Source organism: Bradyrhizobium sp. CCBAU 051011, from assembly GCF_009930815.1.
Lineage (GTDB): Bacteria > Pseudomonadota > Alphaproteobacteria > Rhizobiales > Xanthobacteraceae > Bradyrhizobium.
In genome coordinates this window covers 993,981-1,013,604 of the sequence record NZ_CP022222.1, presented here as the reverse complement: position 1 = coordinate 1,013,604, position 19,624 = coordinate 993,981, and the positions used below count along the sequence as shown (strand labels likewise).

The window sequence follows — 19,624 nt, the reverse complement described above, 5'->3', positions numbered from 1 at the left end:
CTGGCGATTTCCGCTATTGAGGGTAGAGCGGACTTGGCTCGGGCGCGGCCCGGAGGTCCGAGTTTGACCCTGGCTGTGTAAAAACTCAAAAATCGAAACGCGGCGAAGAATGATATTTTCCAGTTCGACCTCTAAGTTCAATCCGCTTGCGCGTTGAGCGACTAAGGCGGTCTCGGACGAACAACTTCTTCTATCGCGATTGAGCGTCTTCGCGTTTTTACACGGCCAAGACCCAAAACGGACAAAGGGCGCGTCATTCAGTCAACGACATGATATCCCCCATCGATGTAAATCGTATCTCCGGTAATAAGCCGTGCAGCGTCATGGGCGAGGAACGCCGTCGCTGCACCAACGTCCTCAATGCTGACCAGACTGCGCGCGGGCGCCTTGCTCTTCGCCTTTTCGAGTAGTTTGTCGAATTCGGGGATGCCGGAAGCCGCGCGCGTGGCGAGCGGGCCCGGCGAGATGGCGTGAACCCGTATCCCTTTGGGTCCAAGCTCCGCCGAAACGTACCGGACCGCGCTTTCGAGCGCGGCCTTCGCTACGCCCATTATGTTGTAATTCTTCACGACGGTCTGGCTGCCGTAGTAGGTCATGGTGAATAGCGTGCCGCCTTTCTTCATCAACGGCTCAGCCAATTTCGCCATCCGAAGAAACGTCCAGCATGAGATCTGCATGGTCGTCGTAAATCCTTCCAACGATACGTCGACCACGCGGCCATGAAGGGCGTCCTGAGGAGCGAAAGCGATGGAATGCACGACGAAGTCAAGCTTGCCCCATTCTTTCGTAAGGCGGTCGAATACTGCTTCCATCTGCCCCGGCACCCTCGCATCGAGGGGCATAACGATCGAGGACTCCAGCGCCTGGGCCAAGGGGTCCACGTGCTTCTTGGCCTTGTCGTTCAAATAGGTCACGGCCAGGTCGGCTCCGAACGCGCGGAACGCGGCTGCACAACCCCACGCGATCGAGCGCTCGTTCGCGATGCCGACAACCAATCCTTTCTTTCCCTCCAGCAACTTGGCCTTGACCGCAGGTATCAAGCGACCCTTCCCGTTGGTCGGCCCCTCCATCGGCTCGCCGCGTGCGTAGCGTTCTGCGGCGTCTTTCAGGACGGCGAACGCGTGGCGACGGTCTTTGGCCTCCGAAGTCCTGGCGACCTCCTGACCATTGACCTTCAACTGTCCTTCGCCCCAAGGAGCCACATTGATCTCGAAGCGGTCTTTCCCGAGTGTGGTGAAGAATTGCTGGATGGTCGCGCCTTTCCCAACGGGCATGTCTTTGTTAGGCTCCCAATTGACTTTCGCCAGCGGCATGTAAATCTCCCTTCTTCTAAGTCGTTCCCTCGGCATCGAATGGTCCCGTTTCCCCGCACCGTTGAGCCCTTCGAGGTAAGCCGGCCGGCACCAAACGCCGCCCAATTGCAGTAGACAGCGCCCACCATGCCTGCTCCGCCGACGATGTTGCCGAGCGTGACAGGGACGAGGTTGTGGACGATGCCCGCGAGCGTGATCGCCGATGCATCGAATTTGACCCATCGAGCGGTCCGCACGTTCACTGGCAAACCAGAACGGGAGTTTTAGCGAGCGTCAGCACCTTGTTTGTCACGCTGCCGATTAGAAGCATGGAAAGTCCGCTGCGCCCATGCGATGACATAACAATGAGATCGCAGCCTTTGCCCTCGGCTGCTGCGATGATGGCTTGATGGGGTTGCCCGTTCTCCACTTGAACCGTCTCGCAGGAAACACCAGCCTCTTTGGCCGCCTTTGCCGCGCGATCCAATACGCTCGTGGCCTGTTCCTTGCGCAGCTCGACATATCTTTCGATTGTTTCAAGGTACCGCCCTGTCATTTCTGAAAAAGGTTCCACAACGAAGATCACAGACACCTTGGCTCCAAGGGATTTCGCCAGCGCCAACCCATGCGCCACCCCATGACCCGCCAGCTCCGACCCATCTGTCGGAATGAGAATATGCCGGTACATGCTTCACCTCCCGCCTGTCTGGACATATCGCTACCTTACGAATGTAAGCTGGGCCCGCGTTTCTGATACAGTCTTGAGATAAATCAATCCATCGGTCCATCGTGCCGCAACCCAGATGTCCGCAATTGGCACTAATGCGAAGTCAGGGCGGGCTCTGAGATAGTCCGCTTGTCGGGGTAAACCAGAAGTTATTGGCGGACTTCGCAAACGCCGCTTTTGACCCAATTCCGACTTGGTTCGCGATGGACGGTTCAAGCCGATCCGAAAATGAATTTAAGCGCTTCAGTCTGAGTTTTGCTGTATCCTATTGGGCCTTCGAGCTCCGCAACATTTGGGAGGAGGTTAGGATGAACAAGTCCTTTGTCGCCGCCACTTTGATCGCGTTGGCAAGTTCTGCGATGGCTCAAGATGCGATGAAGGTGGTCAAGCCCGACGGGCTGACGTGGATAGAGCATCCGGTCTTCAGGGGCGTGCAAACCGCCATCTTGATCGGTGATCCAACAAAGGCCGAGACGATCGTCCAGCGGGTGAAATTCCCGCCGAATTATAAAGTTCCGCCGCACACTCATCCCTATGCCGAGGTCGTCACCGTGATGAGTGGCAGCTTTGGGAACGCCATGGGGGAAAAGTTTGATCCCTCGAAAGGCGAGATATTGCAGCCCGGCTCCGTCTTCGCGCTGCCGGCGAAGCACCCCCATTATGTTTGGACGACAAACGAAGAAACGATGGTCCAAATTGTATTCACCGGGCCGGGGGGCATCGTATTCATCGATCCAGCCGATGATCCGCGCAAGAAGTAAAAACGAAGCGCCGAAGCATAAAAAGAGGCCGCCTCAATCGGCGGCCTCTTTCGTCATTCCGGCACAGGGGCGATGTCGGCTGTTGGCCCATATGCGAAGTGCCGACCCGTTCTGCAATTGTTTGCTTATCGGGGCAGACCGGAAGTGATCGGCGCACGGTCAGAACGACGCGATTGACCCAACTAGGACATACGCGTCACAAAAAGTCTCCGCTATCGCGGGGGTGCAATGACGTCTCGCCACGAATTGATCCATTGACCTAGATCAACACTCCGCCGGTCTATCAGATTGCCTATAAAGCTACTGAACGGAGGAGGCCCAAAATGAGGCTCTCAATTGCGTTAGCGGCGGCTGCCCTGCTAATAACTGGTTTCGTAGCCGCGAGCACTGAAAAGGCCAGTGCGGTGGTCTACTGCCAATACGTTGATTATCCCGCCAATTGCGTCGTAAGGCCTGGTGTCGTGCTGCGGCCGCGGCCGGTTGCGCGAGCTGCGGCGCGAGAAGCGGTACGGCCTGGAACACCGATGAATCGTGGTGGTCCGGTCGATCGAGTCGGCAGGCGCTGACGGAGCGCTACAGCTCTCTGCGTCAGCACCCACTGCTTCAATCTGACGATACCTGTATGGACCAGAGCCCGAGGTGCTCGACCGTCGATGGGCGCCGCATAAGAGCTGCGTCGATTACGTGCATCGAAATAGGGAGCTGGCGTCCGATTTGTGACGGACGAACGCCAACGTCGGTGGCATTCACTCAAGCCCAACAGGTGGCTGTGATGACTGAAAAGATCAAGTCGGAAGTGATTTCGCGTCGAAGGGTTTTTTCCCTGTTCGGGCTCGCGATTGCGTCGGGCCTGGTGGCGACGATTCCGGTCTCGCCGCAGGTGACACCGCGCGGCGTGGAGTTAAGCGTTGATCAAGCGCAGGCCGTCACGTACCGGCGCGCCCGCGTGACTGCGCGTCGTGTCGACCGTCGCGTGTACCGCCATACGCGTCGCGCCGTGCAGCGTGGTGTGTCTATTAACGGAGCGCGATGGGCGCGGTTCGATCACTCGCCCGCGCCGACGAGGTGATTGAGTAAATCACTGCGGTTCGTGCATGTAGTTTGCTGCGGTGCATGAGTCCGAGTCTGGCACTTTTCGGACCCAGAAGTTAGCTGGAAATCGTCGGGGCGAAACGATGAACTCTGCTGACCAATCTTCTGACGCTTATCATCCGTCTGAGATCGCTGATCAAATCGATGAAGCTGCACTCGCGGAGGCGATGCGGGTGACACCCCTCGGCGCCGCCGTCCTCGCCGGGACGGCCGTTGCGTTGCTGGTGCTTGGCTATCTAGCGATCTATCTGCTGGTCTTCCTGCCGCGCGGCACGGTGGGCTAGCGCCATGACCGACCGACCAGCCGAAATTCACGAGCAGCGAATTCTAGGTACCGAATTGCTATGGGCGGTTGGTGTTGGCGTGCTCGTTGCGGCCACGCTCAGCGTGGTTGTGTTTACCGCTCTGAGCAGGGATATCAACCCGCCCAGCAACGTCGAGCGGATCGATCCGAAGACGCTGCACCTGTCGGGCGAGTTCGCAGAACACAATCTAGGCACGACGGTCGGACCGGACGGCAGGGTCACGGCGCGGATCATCGCGACGCAATTCATGTTTGTTCCGCGTTGCATCGCGGTCCCCAGCGGCCGTGCTGTTACGCTCCGCTTCGCGTCACCGGATGTCATCCACGGTCTGCTGATCACCAGGACAAATGTGAACACCATGGTGGTGCCGGGCTTCGTCGCCCAAGTGCACACCGAATTCACCCGCGACGAAGACCTGCTGATGCCTTGTCATGAGTATTGCGGTCTGGGCCACAGCGAGATGTGGGCCACTGTTCAAGTGATGCCAGACGATAGATTCAAGCCGGGCCCTGACGGGAGGGTTTCCTGTGCGCAACGTTGAGCGGCTTTGCCTTGCCCATTTCTGGGTGGCGTTCGCAGCATTTCTAGTCGCCTGCGTTTTGGGCTCCTGGCAGATGTGGGTGCGCAGCCCATGGGGCACCAACGTTGGCACGCCCGGACACTATTTCATGTCGGTGACGGCGCACGGCGTCTCGATGGCCTATGTACTGACCACCTTCTTCATTATGGGCTTTGGTTATTTCGTCGCGGTGACATCTCTTGGCCGTCCGCTTCCCGGCAAAGTTTGGGCATGGATTGCCTTCTGGATAGCGATCGTTGGCGTCGTGATGGTGCTGATCCCGATCATCATGGGTCAGGCTTCGGTGCTCTTCACATTTTATCCGCCGCTCACGGCGAGCCCCTGGTTCTATATCGGACTGGTTCTTGTCGTTGTCGGCTCGTGGGTCTGGTGCATTCTCATGTTCGTCGCGATGCGCGAGTGGAAGCGCGAAAATCCGGGGCAGCCCGTGCCGTTGGCGATGTTCGCAACGGTCGCAAACGCGGTGATGTGGCTTTGGACCACCGTCGGCGTAGCAGCAGAACTGCTTTTCCAGGTCATTCCGGCATCGCTGGGCATCGTACAAACCATCGATGCTGGTCTGGCACGCACGTTGTTCTCGTGGACGCTGCACGCCATCGTCTATTTCTGGCTCATTCCGGCATACATCGCGCTTTACACAATGATCCCGCGCGCGGCCGGCGGACGCCTCTACAGCGATACGATGGGCCGCCTCACCTTCATTCTATTTCTGGTTTATAGCTTGCCGGTCGGAATGCATCACCTAATGATGGACCCCCAGCACGGCAACGGCTGGAAGTTTATCCAAATGCTGCTCACTGCCTTCGTGTCGGTGCCGACGCTGCTGACGATTTTCACCATCATGGCATCGTTGGAAATCGCGGGACGGCTGCGCGGCGGCCGCGGTGTTTTCGGATGGATGGCAAGGCTTCCCTGGGAACGGCCGGCCGTCCTCGCAACCGGCCTTGCTTTCGTCATGCTCGGCTTCGGTGGTTTCGGCGGGCTGATCAATATGGGATACGGCATGAACGCTATGGTGCACAACACGTCGTGGGTCACCGCGCACTTTCATCTGATCTTTGGTGGCTCCGTCGTCATCATGTACTTCGCGATCGCTTACGAGATATGGCCGCATCTGACTGGCCGGGAGCACGCCTCGCCCGCACCGCTGCGTTGGCAACTTTGGCTTTGGTTCATCGGCATGATGGTGATGACCTTGCCCTGGCACTTGCTGGGCCTGCAAGGCCAATGGCGGCGCGTCGCCAATTTTAATTACGCCGATCCTATTATCGCCGCCTGGGGGCCGTGGGTACTTGTGTCTTTCTTCGGCGGTCTCGTGTTGCTCGCCTCTGCCCTGTTGTTCGTACGCAATCTCGCCGTCCTTCATCGCAGCCCGCTGCCGGTGGCTCAACGTCCACTTTACGCATTGGCGGTGCATCCGCCGCATCGCGTTCCGGCTGCGCTCAATGGCTTTGGGCTGTGGAACGTGCTGGTCCTTGTCTTGATGCTGCTGGCATACGGCTACCCGATCGCCCAATTCGTAATCGAGCCGTCGCCGGCGGCGATGGTGCATCGGATGCATTAGGGAGCGCGCCATGGCGCATACATCCGAGTCCGAGCCCCACGTCCTCGATCAGCCATGGCGGATTTGGGCGAGCGTCGCCATTTTCGGCATTGTGCTCAGCGGCATCGTCTTGGGCGTGGTGATCATTCCCGTGGTCCAAGGCCGCAGCGACGGGATCGACGCCTACACCGCGATTTGCCGGGCGCTCGGAATTTTGCCGGGATCGCCCGCACGGCAACAGGTTGCCGATCGCACGCCACCGGCACCGGTTTCGCAAGTGGTGTGGACGCCCGACCTGCTGCAAATTCTCGCCAACGCAAAACCGGAACGGGGCCGCGCCAAAGCGCAAGAGATTTGCGTCGCATGTCATGGCGAGCAGGGCGTGTCGGCCGTCCCGGAGAATCCGCATCTTGCCGGTCAATCGGGCGCGGCGATTTACAAGCAGCTTAGCGATTATCGAACAGGCAGCCGAACGCATCAGTTGATGACGGGCATCGCGAAGGCCCTGGATGAGGCAACGTTAGCTGATGTTGCCGCGTATTACGCAGCTCAGCCACAGCGCAATCCGAACGTAACGACGCTCGCGGAGTCGCCTCGGGCGATAGTTCGCCTGGTCGAACTTGGCGATCCCAGCCGCAACATTCCGCCCTGCGCGTCGTGTCATCGCCTCGGATCGGGCGGCCCTATTGAGACTCCCATCCTTGCCGAGCAAGGACGGGATTACACCGTCCGGCAGTTAAAGCTCTATGCCTCGGGCGAGCGGCGCAACGATGTCTATGGACGAATGAGGACCATCGCGGCGAAGCTAACCGCGAGCGAGATTGATGGGCTGGCAGCTTATTACCGGGCCGGATTCAAATAGACCTGACGTCCACTGTTGGCACTTTTGAGACATGCTCACTGGCCCTGACAACGTCCGCTTTCAAGGGAAGACCGGAAGTAGTCGGCCGACGGCCAAAGTGACGCGATTGGACCCGAAGCCGACATCAGTCCAGGGTGTGGGCATAGTCGGGAGAAGCAGGCAGCATCACGCGAAACGCCAAGCCGTGAGGTGAACTGGCGCGATCGAAATCTGCCCGTTGTGTCGTGAAAACCGCGCCTTCGCCAAGCGCAGGCAGGTCAGGTCCTTGCGACCGCGCGGAGTCCATTAGGACAATGCCCATCAGAACAATATTAACGACAACTCACCTATCCTAAACTTAGTGCCGGGATAAATCATCCCTCGGGCGGGCGCGCAAAAGCGAGCGGTACGATGATCGAGGTCGTGACGGGCTTGAGCGCTGTCCTCTTTGTGGCGCATGCATTCGCATGCACTGAAAACCTCAAAGCACTGCTTGGCAGTGCGAACTGGGAGCATCATGCTTATCAATACAATCACGTTGCATTCATTCACCTATCTCGTGCATTACTAGTTCAATGGCGGTGCAGCAGGTCATTCCTTCGGACGCAGCGGCACGTTCCCAGTCCGGTATAGAGACCTCTGCGATATTTACTCAGCAGATAGCCAACCGCTCGATTAAAAGTGACAGGCTGCCACTCAAGCAAGCAAAGCCTCAAGTTAATGACCAAGCACCCATACAGGTGCCAGCACAAATCGCGCCAAATCTGAAGTTCAAAACCGATTGTAAGCCGCCCATTGATGTCCTCGGGCGTTGCTTTGCAGAAGCTAGAGTGAACTACAAGGTTGGGTAGCCCGCTTTTGGCACCTTTGAGACATGCCGACTATATTGAGCGATGTCCGCTTTCATGGGCAACTCGGATCCTTGGCGCGTTCGATGAGGCCTGGTCTGAGCTTGTCGGCAAGGCCGTAGTTCTCACTGACGGAAAGACCGGGACGATAGAGAACGTTTGGCTTGACGAGGAGCACGGCCTACGAATTTCGATCAGGGGCCACGGTGGAAAGTGGCCCGTCTCAACGATCAAATTTGCGCAGACCGGCTGAAACGGCTAAGGCCGAAAGACTGTCTCGAACAGGCTTCGCATTGGGCCGACGGTGCGTGCGTTCCCGCTCTGGAACCGCAAGGCGTTGATCTGCGTCAAAGTTGATATTCGGATTGGGCAGAGTTTAAGAGCTTCAAGGCGTGTCGGCGGACAGGTCAGGGATGTCTTAGATGCCAAATCGGAACCTCGTTCTAGTGGTCGATGATGACCCAGGAATGTTGAAGTGCGTAAAGCGCTTGCTCCAGCAGCATGCGTACGAACCCATCCTGTTTTCGTCCGCGCAGACTTTCAAAAGCCACACCGATTTCGAGAAGGCGGCTTGCGTCATCCTCGACATCAACCTGAACGACGGGTCAGGGATCGAGCTGAGACATGGTCTCAAAGCCGCAGGCGTTTCCGTGCCGGTTATCTACATTACCGGGAATGAAGACCCTGCCGTTCGCAAGGCTGCGCTGGCCTCTGGATGCATCGCATTTCTTACAAGCCTTTCGCCGCGCAGTCGCTCATCGAGCCACTCAAAGCATTGGCAGGGCGTTCCTAGGCTCCGTTCGCTCGTTGATGGCTTGATCAAGGTCTGCACCTGCATGTCCGCCATTGGCAGGAAACGGACCACTGATGATGTCCGCAGTTCGGTCGCTAACGGGGGTAACCCGGACATGGCGCGGGCGGTCCATTTCGATAGCGTTGACGCCGCCAAAAACGAGCATCAGTCTTTCGCCCCATCGCTGGCAAGATTTAGAGACGTTTTCATTTGGCGATGGTCCCGACTTAGCCAATCGGCTCCTGGAGCTGGTTTTGTCGGGAACTAAGTGTGCGACCTGCTGGGCGGAAAGTCGGGGCCTGCTTTCTGCGGAGGTCGGGAAATTGATGGTGGTCCTAGACGGGCAAGGCGCTCCGAAAGCCGTCCTCAAGACGATTGAATTGACGAAGCGACGTTTCGATGAAGTGGATGAGGCGTGTAGCTACTCCTCGGTTGGGCCGGGAAGGCTACGGCGAAGCCGCTGAGCTTCGCGCCACGACTCAGAAACATCTTTCCCAAAGCGAGCGAGCTTCTTTGCTACGTGCACTATGATGAGCGTAACCATGCTTGCTGGCCCTTCTCAAAAAGCAGACGCTCGATCTGCCGTTCAGCGTTATCCGATAGCTTATGCAGTCCGTGGGTAGCAATGTACTGCTCAACCACGCGGTCAGCTCGTCGCTGACGTGAGTCGATCTGGACGCGGAATAATCGTGCTAAAAATGAGGGTTTTTTAGTCGGGGCAGAAAGCCAGGCCCCAGAAGTTAGAACATTCGCCATAGTAAGGCTCCTTTTGCGGAGTGTTGTCCTTGGGGCGAATTTCCTACCTATGATTCATAGATACGTACTGATGCCCACGAACGCGAGAGCAAGTAGCGTGCATCGTGCATCTATTTTCTCATCATCACGCACATGTTCGAGTCAATCACAGCCGCGTTACATCAAGTAAGCACAAGCGCCACACGCCGAGGAATACCGGGGCGCGCGGCGTGATTACTTTCCGAACAAAATAGTCGATGTAGCGCGCATGAGCTGGAAACGAGGGGCGATATAGCCGCAAGCGCGTCGTGAAGGCTCTTAAACGAAAGCGCTAGGAACGAACATGTATAGGGATTGTTAGGGACTGCGGCATCCCGCCGTGAGGTCAAGTACATGTTGATTTTCTCGTTTATGACGCTCATGGCGGACGCGGCCCGAGTTATTGAAATTCGCCTCCGGATGATGGCCCTCGGCAAGAGCACTCCGGCCGAAATGTTTCTTATGGTGTCCGAGAAGATGAATGCGATGGAGGAGGCCAAGGCGATTATCGCTCGTGGCGGCAATCCCTCGCTTGTAATCGAAAACTACCAGAAGATTGTCGCGGCGAATGTCGCGCGATTGTCAGGCACTCAAAACGTCTGATTTCGAACGCGCTCCATCGCAGAGCCAAAGTTCTATGCCGATGTTGAATACCGAGACATCACGTCGGAAGGCTTACTGCGGGCGAGTTCGTTCAAGGGGCTGATCAAGGGAACGGGGCGCACCTGACCAACCCCGTTCTTATGTCCGTTCTAAGTGTAAAGCTGACCTACGCTGGTAGTGAGCAGATGTCGCCACCCAGAACGGAGATTGGGTCGCAGCGTCTGGAGCAGTTCCGTGCCCATACTCCGTGCCGTGTGCTAAGACTGACTTCAGACAATCGCACATTCAGATTGACGCAGGACCACGGGGATTGTTTCGCCATATGCTTCACGAACTGAATGGCAAGGTTGACGCCTCGCTTCGACTGCAAGAAATCAGCACTTTGCTGATTCAGGAAGGTAACCTCGACGTGCTTTACGAGCGCGTCCTGGACGCAGCCGTCTACCTGATGCGCGCCGACGTGGGGAGCATGCAGAAGTACGATCCCGAGCGGAATGAACTTCGACTGTTGGCCTCGCGAGGATTTCCCGCTGAAGCAATCGCATTCTGGGACCGGGTTAACCGCGATTCCGGGACCAGCTGTGGCATGGCTTTGTCGGTAGGACATCGGGTCGTTGTGCCAGACGTCGAATGTGCAGACTTCATGGCAGGCTCGGCTGACCTCAAGGTCGCTCGTCAAGTGGGTCTTCGGGCTATGCACTCAACGCCGCTCATCTCGCGCTCCGGGCGGCTGCTGGGCATGATATCAACCCATTGGCAGAAGCCACATTCCCCAGCAGAGGACGAGCTTCGAGCGCTGGACGTGCTCGCTCGACAAGCTGCGGATCTCATCGAACGGGTCCAAGTCGAAACAACCCTCCGCCAAAGTGAACAACGCTTGCGTTGGATTGGCTCCGTCGTCGAGTCCAGTGATGACGCGATCATAAGCAAGAACCTGAACGGCATCATCACCAGCTGGAACAGGGGTGCGGAGCGCCTCTTCAGCTACACCGCGGAAGAGGCGATTGGCCAACCCGTCACTATAATAATTCCACAAGATCGGCTTGACGAAGAGCGCGAGATTCTGGCCCGTATCAGGCGAGGAGAGCGGATTGATCATTTTGAAACGGTTCGGCAACGCAAGCATGGCGGCCTTGTCAGTATTTCGTTGACCGTTTCTCCCGTGAAAAATGCTGAGGGAAGAATTGTTGGAGCATCAAAGGTTGCGAGGGATATTACCGAGCAGAAGCTCGCGTGGAAAACAGCAGAAATGGCCGATCGCGCCAAATCGAGCTTTCTGGCCGCCGCAAGCCATGACCTGCGACAGCCATTGCAGACCCTGAAACTCCTGCATGCAGCGCTTGAGCTACATCATCCGAGCGGCGAGGCCCGCAATCTTGTCACTGAAATCGGACGATCACTGGACACCATGACCAGCATCCTCTCGAGCCTGCTCGACGTGAACAGGCTGGAATCCGGAAACCTGCGTCCATTCGTAAGCGAGTTTTCGCTGAGCGAAATCTTCGGGTCGCTCGCTGCAGACTTCGCCGCGCCCGTACTGGAACGAGGGCTCCGGCTCTGCATCGTCCGTTCCGAGCTCATCATCCGCAGTGACAGGCACATGCTCGCGGAGATGATCCGCAACTTGTTGTCGAATGCGATCCGATACACCGACAAGGGACAAATTCTGTTGGGATGCCGGCGAGCCGGCGACGACGTTCGTATCGAAGTCTGGGACAGTGGCGTCGGCATCGCCCAAGACGAGCTCCCGCGCATATTCCAGGAGTACTATCAGGGGACCGACGGCGTGGAGCGAGGCGGGTTTGGCTTAGGCCTTGCGATCGTGAAGCGGCTCGGAGACATCCTGGATCACCGGATCGAAGTGCGTTCGATCCCCGGGAAAGGTACACGGTTTCTCATTGAGGTTCCGCGCGGTCGATCCAGCGTCAAGGCGCCGGATGCAGCACCGCCGCTGCATCCTCACAATAATGCCCTCCGGGGCAGCGTTCTCGCGATCGAGGACGAAGCGTCCGTGCGCTCGGCGCTTAGGAAATCCTTGAAGACGAGAGGGGTTGACGCCACCATTGTCGCAACGGCGACAGAAGCCTTGACTCTGATCAGAGAGCAGGGCCTGCGCCCGGATGTGCTGCTTTGTGACTTTAACCTTCGTGGCTCACCGAATGGCGTCGAGAGCATCAGGCAACTGCGCGCCGCTCTCTGCCAGAACGTACCGGCCGTTGTGATGACTGGCGACATCAGATCGCAAACGGTAGACTCGATTTCTGCGCAAGGTATCTCGGTTCTCATCAAGCCCTTCTCGACCGAAGAACTTCTGGAAGCCTTGAGAGGCCAGGAGAAGCAATCACTGTGAACGCCGTGCGAGCTTCCAGCGGCACCCGCGTATCCGGTCAAGGCACCAATGCTCAAGTAGGCTGCGCTTCACTTCCGTTGTTGGCACCTTTGAGACATGCCCGCCTATCCTGATGACGTCCGTTCACCGGGGTAGATCGGAAGTAGCCGTCGTCCGGCCAAACCGACGCGAATGGACCCATCTCGGACATCGGCTCCGGGCCCGACAGCGCGGCTGCTAATAGCCCTCTTTTTTCTGTCAATCATCGGGTCGAGCCCTTACGGTCCTGATACACGGTTAGGTGCCGGAGTAGGACGGCAATGCGTTTCTGGTCGAGTGCCTTATCATGGCGAACTTTTTGCGCGCGGGCCTTCACCTCTGCGCTGGCCATCGCATTATTGCTGGCGACGCTGTGCCAAAGTCAGGCGGCTGATCCAGAGCCCAAACGCGTTCTGATGCTCCATTCCTTCGGCCTTCGCTTCAAGCCGTGGACTACTTATGCGGAAGCCCTTCGTACTGAAATGAGCCGACGAAAGTCTGTGGATTCTCAGGATCAGTCACTTTTGAGCGCCCGTCTGAGTAGTGACAAATCAGATGGTCCATTTGTCGATTATCTCCGTGCTCTCAATGCTGATCAGCCACCCGATCTAATCCTCGCCATCGGCGCCCCTGCCGCGAACTTCGTCCAGCGGCACCGCAAAGATCTGTTTCCGACGACGCCGATGGTCTTCTCGGCTGTTGAGCGCCGCCGGGTGGACTTCCAAAAGCTGACTGAGTACGACACGTGGTGGCGTCTTCCAACGATGACATCGTTTTCTTTGAGAATATTTTGCGTGTCCTGCCACTTACAAAGATCATTTCAGTCGTTGTCGGCACTTCGCCTAACGAGACGTTTTGGCGCGAAGAGCTGCGGAGAACAACCGCGCCATTGGCCGGGCGCGTGCAGTTTCGGTATTACAACGATCTGTCATTCGAAGACATTCTGAAAGATGCAGCCGCTCTCCCACCAGATAATGCAATCTTTTGGCTCTTCATGAACGTTGATGGGGCAGGCGTGACGCATGAAAGCAATAGCGCGCTCCTCCGGCTTGCTGCAGTGGCCAACGCACCGATTTTCTCCCACGATGGTCCCTTTTTCGGGGATGGCATTGTTGGGGGGCCGATGCAATCCATCGCTCTACTGAGCAAAGCGACAGCGGACGTTGCCCTGCGCATACTTGACGGTGAAAAGCCTGCCGACATCAAGCCGACATTCGTGAAACCTGCGCCGCCAGTATTCGACTGGCGACAAATGCAGCGCTGGGGAATCGCCGAGAGCATGCTGCCTCCCGGCAGCACAATCTACTTCCGCGAGGCAACCCTGTGGGAGCGTTACTGGTGGCAAATCGCGCTGACTATCACCATCGTGCTCGTACAGGCAGGGCTTATCGTGGTGCTGCTACGTGAGCATCGTCGGCGTCAATTCGCGGAAGTGGAGTCCCAGCAGCGCATGGCAGAGCTTGCTCATGTCAACCGCGTCTCGACGGCTGGCGAACTGGCCTTCTCCATTGCTCATGAACTCAACCAGCCGTTAGGCGCTATTCTGACAAACGCCGAAACCTTGAACGAGATCTCGCCAATACCCGACATCGCTGAACTCAAGGATATTGTGAAGGATATTTTGCAGGATGACCGACGCGCCAGCGAGGTCATCCGGAGGATGCGCAGCCTCCTGAAAAAAGCGCCTTTTGAACTGAAAAACTTCGACTTAAATGACCTTATTGAGTTCTTTCTGCTCTCCGTTGGACGAAAGGTCGAACTGACCAGTTCGATCACACCGGATGCGCTTCCGATCCTCGGCGACCGCATCCAGATTCAACAGGTCGTTCTGAATCTTGTCATGAACGGCATCGACGCGATGAAGGACACGCCGAGCGAAAATCGTATCATCAGCATCCGAACTTCGCGCGTCGAGAACCTTGCCGACCTATCTATATCGGATCGGGGCTCGGGCATCCCCGAAGACAAACTGAAAGGGGTCTTTTGAACCGTTTTTCACCAGCAAGGCCGAAGGCATGGGCATGGGACTGTCCATCGCGCGTACCATTGTCGAGGCCCACAATGGGGAGATATCGGCAAAAAATCGGGATCACGGCGGCGCCGCGTTTCGGATCAAACTTCCTATATCCAGCGACAGTTCTACACAATCATAGTGGATCATCGGCGCGCCTCTAGCAGGAGGCCGTCGCGCAAGGGGAAAATCTACCAGTAAAGAGAGTTCTTTCGGAGACGTGCCGCCCGGAGGCCGTTGTGTTTGCTTTGTCACAGGTCCGCCGCAATTCAAAAGTGGACTGTTGCCGGTAAGTCACGCCATTTCCGGGAAAATCATGCAAACTTACTTACAGTTGCAATTCGGAAGCGCACTTCAACTCGATGATCGCAACAAGGCGGCGGGATGGAGAAATTACGATGAAGAAGTTTTTACTGGGGACGATCGGTTTGCTTGCTCTCGGGATGGGCTCTCCCGCTTCGGCCGCTGATATGGCGGTCAAAGCACCGCCACCTGCGCCGCTTCCGGTGATCTACAACTGGAGCGGTTTCTACATCGGCGCCAATGGCGGTTGGGGTCAGAGCCGCAATTGCTGGGATTTCGTTCCCGACGGTGTGTTCGTGTTGGGCACCTTCGATGAGGGCTGCAACTCGCGGTCCGGCGGCGTCGTCGGCGGCCAGATCGGTTATCGCTGGCAAGCCAATCAGTGGGTGTTTGGTCTGGAAGCCCAGGGCGATTGGGCGGATCTCAGCCACACGCGCGACAGCCTGCTCTTTCCTGGGATATTCTCCACTCGCACCAAAACCGATGGCATCGGCCTCTTTACCGGCCAGATCGGCTACGCCTGGAATGCAGCGCTGCTGTACGTAAAGGGCGGCGCGGCGGTGACAAGCAACCGCTTTAGCATCCTCGATGCCCCCACCGGCATTGAACTGGCCTCGGCAAGTGCGACCCGCTGGGGCGGCGTCGTGGGTGTCGGATTTGAGTACGGCTTTGCACCGAACTGGTCGGTCGGTCTTGAATACGACCACTTGTTCATGGGCGATGCCAATAATTCGTTCACGCTTGCCCCACCTTTTACCGGTGTTCTGCTCAACAACCGGGTCAGCCAGGACGTGGATATGGTCACCTTGCGCATCAACTACCGCTTCGGCGGTTACGGGGCGCCGCCAGTGGCGGCCCGCTACTGATCAACCGCTTGTCTCCAGCAAGCAAAGCCTTAGCCCCGGCACAGTGCCGGGGCTTTTTTACGTGCATAGTGCGTTTGCCGGCGATCCAATAAAGCCATGTTCTCAATGCGATGGGCCGGCGGTTGCGTGTCACGGTGCGCGGTGGCGCTCCCGCGCGGTAGCCCGCGTGAGGTCAGTTGCAAATTGCCAAGAGCCTGAACGATGACGCGAACAGAAACGCACCGCCGCATCCCGGTAGGTTAAGCGGGAAGCAACCTCAATGAACCACCACCGGATTGAGAAGATTGCGACATCAATGAAAATAGAAATCAGAAACGCAGGCGCGACCAACTTGAACCATTCCAAGTACGACACGCACGCAAGTTCCATTCGGCACTATTGCCGCGTACGCATCATTGAGCAGCCGCGTATGTGACACCGTTGGCTAAAGTGCATGGCATCCAACCGAAGTTGCACAACCAATCTCACCGAAGTTTTGGGATCATTATTGGTTGCGAAGGGCGGGCGGGCCGGTCGTACGATCTAGCCGGGGAGGGGGAAAAATTTCGAGTGAAGCAGCTTTTTTGGTGAGGGGCGGCGCCTGTCACACCATGCCGTGATTTACGTGCCAACCGGTCTTGTCGTGATGGCGTTGCGAAACGCGAGGGGCGAGGCAATGGTGGAAATGCTTTGCGTACCCTCGCCGACGCCCTGAATGGTGAGGTCGCCGTAGTTCATACGGCGGCCAAGAATGCTCTGGTTGACGTCGACGCTCTCGACTTTGTCGAGGCTCATCTCGAAAGTCCGCCGCTTGATGAAACCGGTCTTGTGGACGACCCGCATATTGGTGACGTCGGTTTCGGTGGTCCAGCGGTGGAACCAAGCCGTCGCCGTCCAGTACAAGGCCGCAAGTCCAGCGACTGCCGCCAATGCCAAGCAAACCAACATCAGCGCGTCGGCAGTGGCTAAGCGCCGCAGCACCAGAAATGCGACCGCCACGATCCACGCCGCGATTGCCGGCAGAAAGAACATCCAGTGCTCGTTGGTCGAATAAAGCACTCTTTCGCCGGGCTGCAGGATTTCGTCGATATAACGCCCCATACCGCACTCCCACTCCGCAACTGCCGAAACTTATTCGACGGGGCTCTTTAACGTCGTGTCCGGAGGAGCTTGCCTCTTCCCCCTCAGGATAGAAGGCGTAATAGCGAGTTCGAGCATTGCGCAAAAACCCGGATACGGAGTGTTGAGACAACTCAACGAATCCACATTCGAGTACACAGCAAACGCTGGGTACATCGGCACCGATACCTTCTCCGTTCAGGTGACAGGCAAGGGGCCTACGGCTGCGGGCACGTCAGTAATCACCCTGATTGCCACGGTTCGATAGCATTGATCCGAACGCTGACCCGATCTGGTCCGCCTTTCCAACAGGAAAGTGGACCCTTGTTTCTCGACGCTGCCGAACCACCCAACACCTAAGCGGAACACATGCGCTCTCATTGCGGCGTTGTTGTTGGCGATGGCCGGGCCAAGCCTGGCGGCCGAAATTGTTGTGACTAATGGCGATACGTTCCAACTGGATCGCACGATTTATCGGCTGGACGGTATCGATGCACCTGAAATCGACCAGATGTGTCTCGACCAACGCGGGGACGTCTACAAGCACCGGCGGATCGGGATTTGTTCGATTGAAAGCGAGGCCACGACGCTCAATGAGTGGCTCGTTCGCGAAGGATGGGCGATCAAGTTCGATCCTACCGCAGAGGCCCGTTTCGCGGCAGAGGAAGCTGACGCACGCGAGAATCGGCGCGGACTGTGGAACGGATGCTTCGCAGAACCGCGCGACCTGCGAGGATGGAATCACATGGAGCGCGACTTATCGGCGGCGGTTGTCAGGCCGGCCATGAGAACCGAACACGTGACAAGCTATTCCGCGTCGACACCGCCATGCCGCCAGGATGCCCGATCAAGCTAAGCTCGCGCTGCGCGCCATAGGCTACGAGGGCATTTATCACCTGCCAAGTTGTGGGAGCTATCGACGCCTGAAGCGGGCCAATCGGTGGTTTTGCTCTGAGGAAGATGCTTTGGCTGAGGGATTTCGCAAGGCGCTGACTTGCCGATAGACACCGCCTTAGCACCATGCGCCCATCGGGTTCGAGCTGAAAGGCTGCCTTCGGGCGGGCTTTTTCATTTGGGCGTCCTTCTATGCGTTTTTAAGACTCGATGACTGGTTTGGAACGCGGTTAGGGGAAAAGCGGACGACAGACCCGACTCGGACATATCCAGACCAACTGACGCGACCTCGCATGGCCGCAAGTTCCCTTCGCCTCGTACGTGCGCGGGATCAATTTATGTTTCCTGAAAGAGAGGAGGCACAAAATGAAGCTATCCATCGCGGTAGGGACGCCCCCGTCGATGGCCGGGCTCCTGACTGCAATCGCCATAGTGTATTGCCGATAGGTTGATTATCCCGCCAATTGCATCGTGAGGCCCGGCGTCGCGCTGCGGCCGCGCCAGTGACGCGAGAGGCAGTTCGGCCTAGAACGCCGATGAACCGTGCTCGGTTGATCGGGTAGGCAGGCGCTTCCTCACGCTGTTAGTCTGGCTGGCATCGATCGAAGCGGATAACAGGCGATTACCGCCGGCAACAAGAAGGAAGCCGGCGATGTCATAGCGCCGCGGACATCTCGTTTGTAGATGCGGAGATCATGCGAGGCGGGGCGCTCCTAGAGGTGGCGGGGCACGGCAGGCGAGCGGCCCAGGGCGGCACGCACGTTGCGACCAATAAGGGGCTGACGCATTTGATCTGTATCAAAGCGCCGATAGTTCTGTGGCGCCAGTCAAAAAAGGTAACGCTAGCTGAACCGGTTCGCTAGCTGGGAACGCCAATGGTTGAAGCAACTTTGGGCAGCGCAAGGTTCTTTCGCCGAAGTGGGCCACATTCGCTTGCAGTTGTTGCGAGTACGGCACGCGGGGTTGCGGATGAACTCGAACTGCTTCTCGAAGGTGTGGCCCCCTTGCAAACGGCTGGCTCGAATGAAGTGAGTTTTCTGGATAATCGACGTTATGCGTCGGCACTCGATCAGACATCGGCCGGTGCTGTGATTGTGCATCCTGATATGGCAGCGCGAGTGCCTGCTGGGACAGTGGCGATCCGGACCACCGAACCCTACGCGGCATGGGCGCGTGTTGCTGCACTCTTCTATCCCGTGCCTCCAGTTTCTCCCGGCATCCATCCGTCCGCAATTGTCGCAGAGGGGGCGCGCGTCGATCCGTCTGCGGAGGTCGGGCCGCTGTCCGTGATTGAGGCCGGAGCAGAGATAGGAACAAGCTGTCGGATCGGTCCCTGCGCGGTTATCGGCAGCGGCGTGATTGTCGGTCGGGACTGCCGGATTGGCGCACATGCGAGTCTAAGCCATGCGCTTCTGGGAGCACGCGTTTACGTCTACCCCGGCGCCCGGATCGGACAGGAAGGGTTTGGATTCGCCTCTACCACAGATGGATTTCTATCTATTCCTCAGCTTGGGCGAGTCATCCTTGAAGACGACGTCGAAGTGGGTGCGAATAGCACGATTGATCGAGGATCATCGCGAGACACGGTGATCGGCGCCGGCTCCCGTCTCGATAACCTCGTCCAGATCGGCCACAATGTTATCCTCGGCCGGTGTTGTGTCATCGTCGCACAGGTCGGCATTTCGGGTTCAACCGTGCTTGAGGATTTCGTTCGCGTCGGGGGGCAGGCGGCTATGGCCGGACATCTTCGGATCGGTCAAGGCGCGGAGATCGGGGCGCAGGCGGGCGTCATTTCGGATGTGGATGCAGGCGCGAAAGTGCTTGGCAGCCCGGCTCAGCCAAAAAGAGACTTCTTCCGACAAATTGCCATGCTCAAGAGGATGGTAAAAGGAGAAGGATAACACGGCTTGTACTGCAAGAGCGGC

Annotated in this window: 22 protein-coding genes; 19 read left to right on the top strand and 3 right to left on the bottom strand. The window is 57.6% G+C overall.

Annotation, left to right across the window (positions count from 1 at the left end; translation table 11 throughout):
* Window positions 1-257 precede the first annotated feature (257 nt).
* Together fabI and ACH79_RS04875 are read right to left on the bottom strand one after the other, a co-directional pair.
* Window positions 258-1,070 (bottom strand): enoyl-ACP reductase FabI, encoded by an 813-nt coding sequence (fabI, locus tag ACH79_RS04880; RefSeq protein WP_161856217.1) that lies wholly within the window; start codon window positions 1,068-1,070, stop codon window positions 258-260.
* A 481-nt stretch (window positions 1,071-1,551) separates the two neighbouring features.
* Window positions 1,552-1,980: a universal stress protein gene (locus ACH79_RS04875; protein WP_161850002.1), complete on the bottom strand. Its 429-nt coding sequence runs from the start codon at window positions 1,978-1,980 to the stop codon at window positions 1,552-1,554.
* 347 nt (window positions 1,981-2,327) lie between these two features.
* Here ACH79_RS04875 and ACH79_RS04870 point away from each other — a divergent pair, with 347 nt between their 5' ends.
* From ACH79_RS04870 to ACH79_RS04810, 16 genes are all read left to right on the top strand, one after another.
* Complete coding sequence (locus ACH79_RS04870) at window positions 2,328-2,780, top strand: cupin domain-containing protein (protein WP_246738430.1); 453 nt, start codon at window positions 2,328-2,330, stop codon at window positions 2,778-2,780.
* Window positions 2,781-3,103: 323 nt separating this feature from the next.
* Complete coding sequence (locus tag ACH79_RS43695; protein ID WP_246738429.1) at window positions 3,104-3,346, top strand: hypothetical protein; 243 nt, start codon at window positions 3,104-3,106, stop codon at window positions 3,344-3,346.
* Window positions 3,347-3,552: 206 nt separating this feature from the next.
* On the top strand, window positions 3,553-3,849 hold the full coding sequence (locus ACH79_RS04865) for a hypothetical protein (RefSeq protein ID WP_161850001.1): 297 nt from the start codon (window positions 3,553-3,555) through the stop codon (window positions 3,847-3,849).
* Between the two features lie 106 nt (window positions 3,850-3,955).
* Window positions 3,956-4,156 (top strand): hypothetical protein, encoded by a 201-nt coding sequence (locus ACH79_RS04860; protein WP_161850000.1) that lies wholly within the window; start codon window positions 3,956-3,958, stop codon window positions 4,154-4,156.
* 4 nt (window positions 4,157-4,160) lie between these two features.
* Window positions 4,161-4,718, top strand: a complete 558-nt coding sequence (locus ACH79_RS04855; RefSeq protein ID WP_161849999.1) for a cytochrome C oxidase subunit II — start codon at window positions 4,161-4,163, stop codon at window positions 4,716-4,718.
* Complete coding sequence (locus ACH79_RS04850) at window positions 4,705-6,321, top strand: cbb3-type cytochrome c oxidase subunit I (protein ID WP_161849998.1); 1,617 nt, start codon at window positions 4,705-4,707, stop codon at window positions 6,319-6,321. The genes ACH79_RS04855 and ACH79_RS04850 overlap by 14 nt, the downstream gene beginning before the upstream one ends.
* Before the next feature lie 10 nt (window positions 6,322-6,331).
* Entirely contained in the window at window positions 6,332-7,162 is an 831-nt protein-coding gene (locus ACH79_RS04845) for a cytochrome c (RefSeq protein WP_161849997.1), read from the top strand.
* Between the two features lie 864 nt (window positions 7,163-8,026).
* Window positions 8,027-8,242: a PRC-barrel domain-containing protein gene (locus ACH79_RS04840; RefSeq protein ID WP_161856215.1), complete on the top strand. Its 216-nt coding sequence runs from the start codon at window positions 8,027-8,029 to the stop codon at window positions 8,240-8,242.
* A gap of 169 nt (window positions 8,243-8,411) precedes the next feature.
* A complete protein-coding gene (locus ACH79_RS43690) occupies window positions 8,412-9,050 on the top strand; it encodes a response regulator (RefSeq protein ID WP_246738428.1) in 639 nt (212 codons plus the stop codon).
* Window positions 9,037-9,246 (top strand): hypothetical protein, encoded by a 210-nt coding sequence (locus ACH79_RS44995; RefSeq protein WP_371419365.1) that lies wholly within the window; start codon window positions 9,037-9,039, stop codon window positions 9,244-9,246. Before ACH79_RS43690 ends, ACH79_RS44995 begins: the two co-directional genes overlap by 14 nt.
* A gap of 664 nt (window positions 9,247-9,910) precedes the next feature.
* On the top strand, window positions 9,911-10,159 hold the full coding sequence (locus ACH79_RS04825) for a hypothetical protein (protein WP_246738427.1): 249 nt from the start codon (window positions 9,911-9,913) through the stop codon (window positions 10,157-10,159).
* 322 nt (window positions 10,160-10,481) lie between these two features.
* Window positions 10,482-12,509 carry a PAS domain S-box protein gene (locus ACH79_RS04820; protein ID WP_161849995.1) on the top strand — a complete coding sequence of 676 codons (2,028 nt, stop codon included), beginning with the start codon at window positions 10,482-10,484 and terminating at the stop codon, window positions 12,507-12,509.
* Between the two features lie 299 nt (window positions 12,510-12,808).
* On the top strand, window positions 12,809-13,474 hold the full coding sequence (locus ACH79_RS43685; RefSeq protein WP_246738426.1) for a hypothetical protein: 666 nt from the start codon (window positions 12,809-12,811) through the stop codon (window positions 13,472-13,474).
* Window positions 13,417-14,514 (top strand): histidine kinase dimerization/phospho-acceptor domain-containing protein, encoded by a 1,098-nt coding sequence (locus tag ACH79_RS43680; RefSeq protein ID WP_246738425.1) that lies wholly within the window; start codon window positions 13,417-13,419, stop codon window positions 14,512-14,514. The genes ACH79_RS43685 and ACH79_RS43680 overlap by 58 nt, the downstream gene beginning before the upstream one ends.
* Before the next feature lie 28 nt (window positions 14,515-14,542).
* Window positions 14,543-14,680: an ATP-binding protein gene (locus ACH79_RS43675; RefSeq protein ID WP_371419364.1), complete on the top strand. Its 138-nt coding sequence runs from the start codon at window positions 14,543-14,545 to the stop codon at window positions 14,678-14,680.
* 256 nt (window positions 14,681-14,936) lie between these two features.
* The gene (locus tag ACH79_RS04810; protein WP_161849994.1) at window positions 14,937-15,707 is read left to right on the top strand and encodes an outer membrane protein; all 771 of its coding nucleotides are present in this window, start codon (window positions 14,937-14,939) and stop codon (window positions 15,705-15,707) included.
* Window positions 15,708-16,307: 600 nt separating this feature from the next.
* Here ACH79_RS04810 and ACH79_RS04805 read toward each other — a convergent pair.
* The gene (locus tag ACH79_RS04805) at window positions 16,308-16,787 is read right to left on the bottom strand and encodes a PH domain-containing protein (RefSeq protein WP_161849993.1); all 480 of its coding nucleotides are present in this window, start codon (window positions 16,785-16,787) and stop codon (window positions 16,308-16,310) included.
* A 55-nt stretch (window positions 16,788-16,842) separates the two neighbouring features.
* Between ACH79_RS04805 and ACH79_RS44990 the strand changes: the two genes are divergently transcribed.
* The 3 genes from ACH79_RS44990 (at window position 16,843) to lpxD (ending at window position 19,600) form a co-directional block, all read left to right on the top strand.
* Window positions 16,843-17,073, top strand: coding sequence for an Ig-like domain-containing protein (locus ACH79_RS44990; RefSeq protein ID WP_371419363.1), 231 nt, complete (start codon window positions 16,843-16,845; stop codon window positions 17,071-17,073).
* Window positions 17,074-17,205: 132 nt separating this feature from the next.
* Entirely contained in the window at window positions 17,206-17,661 is a 456-nt protein-coding gene (locus ACH79_RS04795; RefSeq protein ID WP_246738638.1) for a thermonuclease family protein, read from the top strand.
* Window positions 17,662-18,574: 913 nt separating this feature from the next.
* Complete coding sequence (gene lpxD / locus ACH79_RS04785) at window positions 18,575-19,600, top strand: UDP-3-O-(3-hydroxymyristoyl)glucosamine N-acyltransferase (RefSeq protein ID WP_161849990.1); 1,026 nt, start codon at window positions 18,575-18,577, stop codon at window positions 19,598-19,600.
* Window positions 19,601-19,624 lie beyond the last annotated feature (24 nt).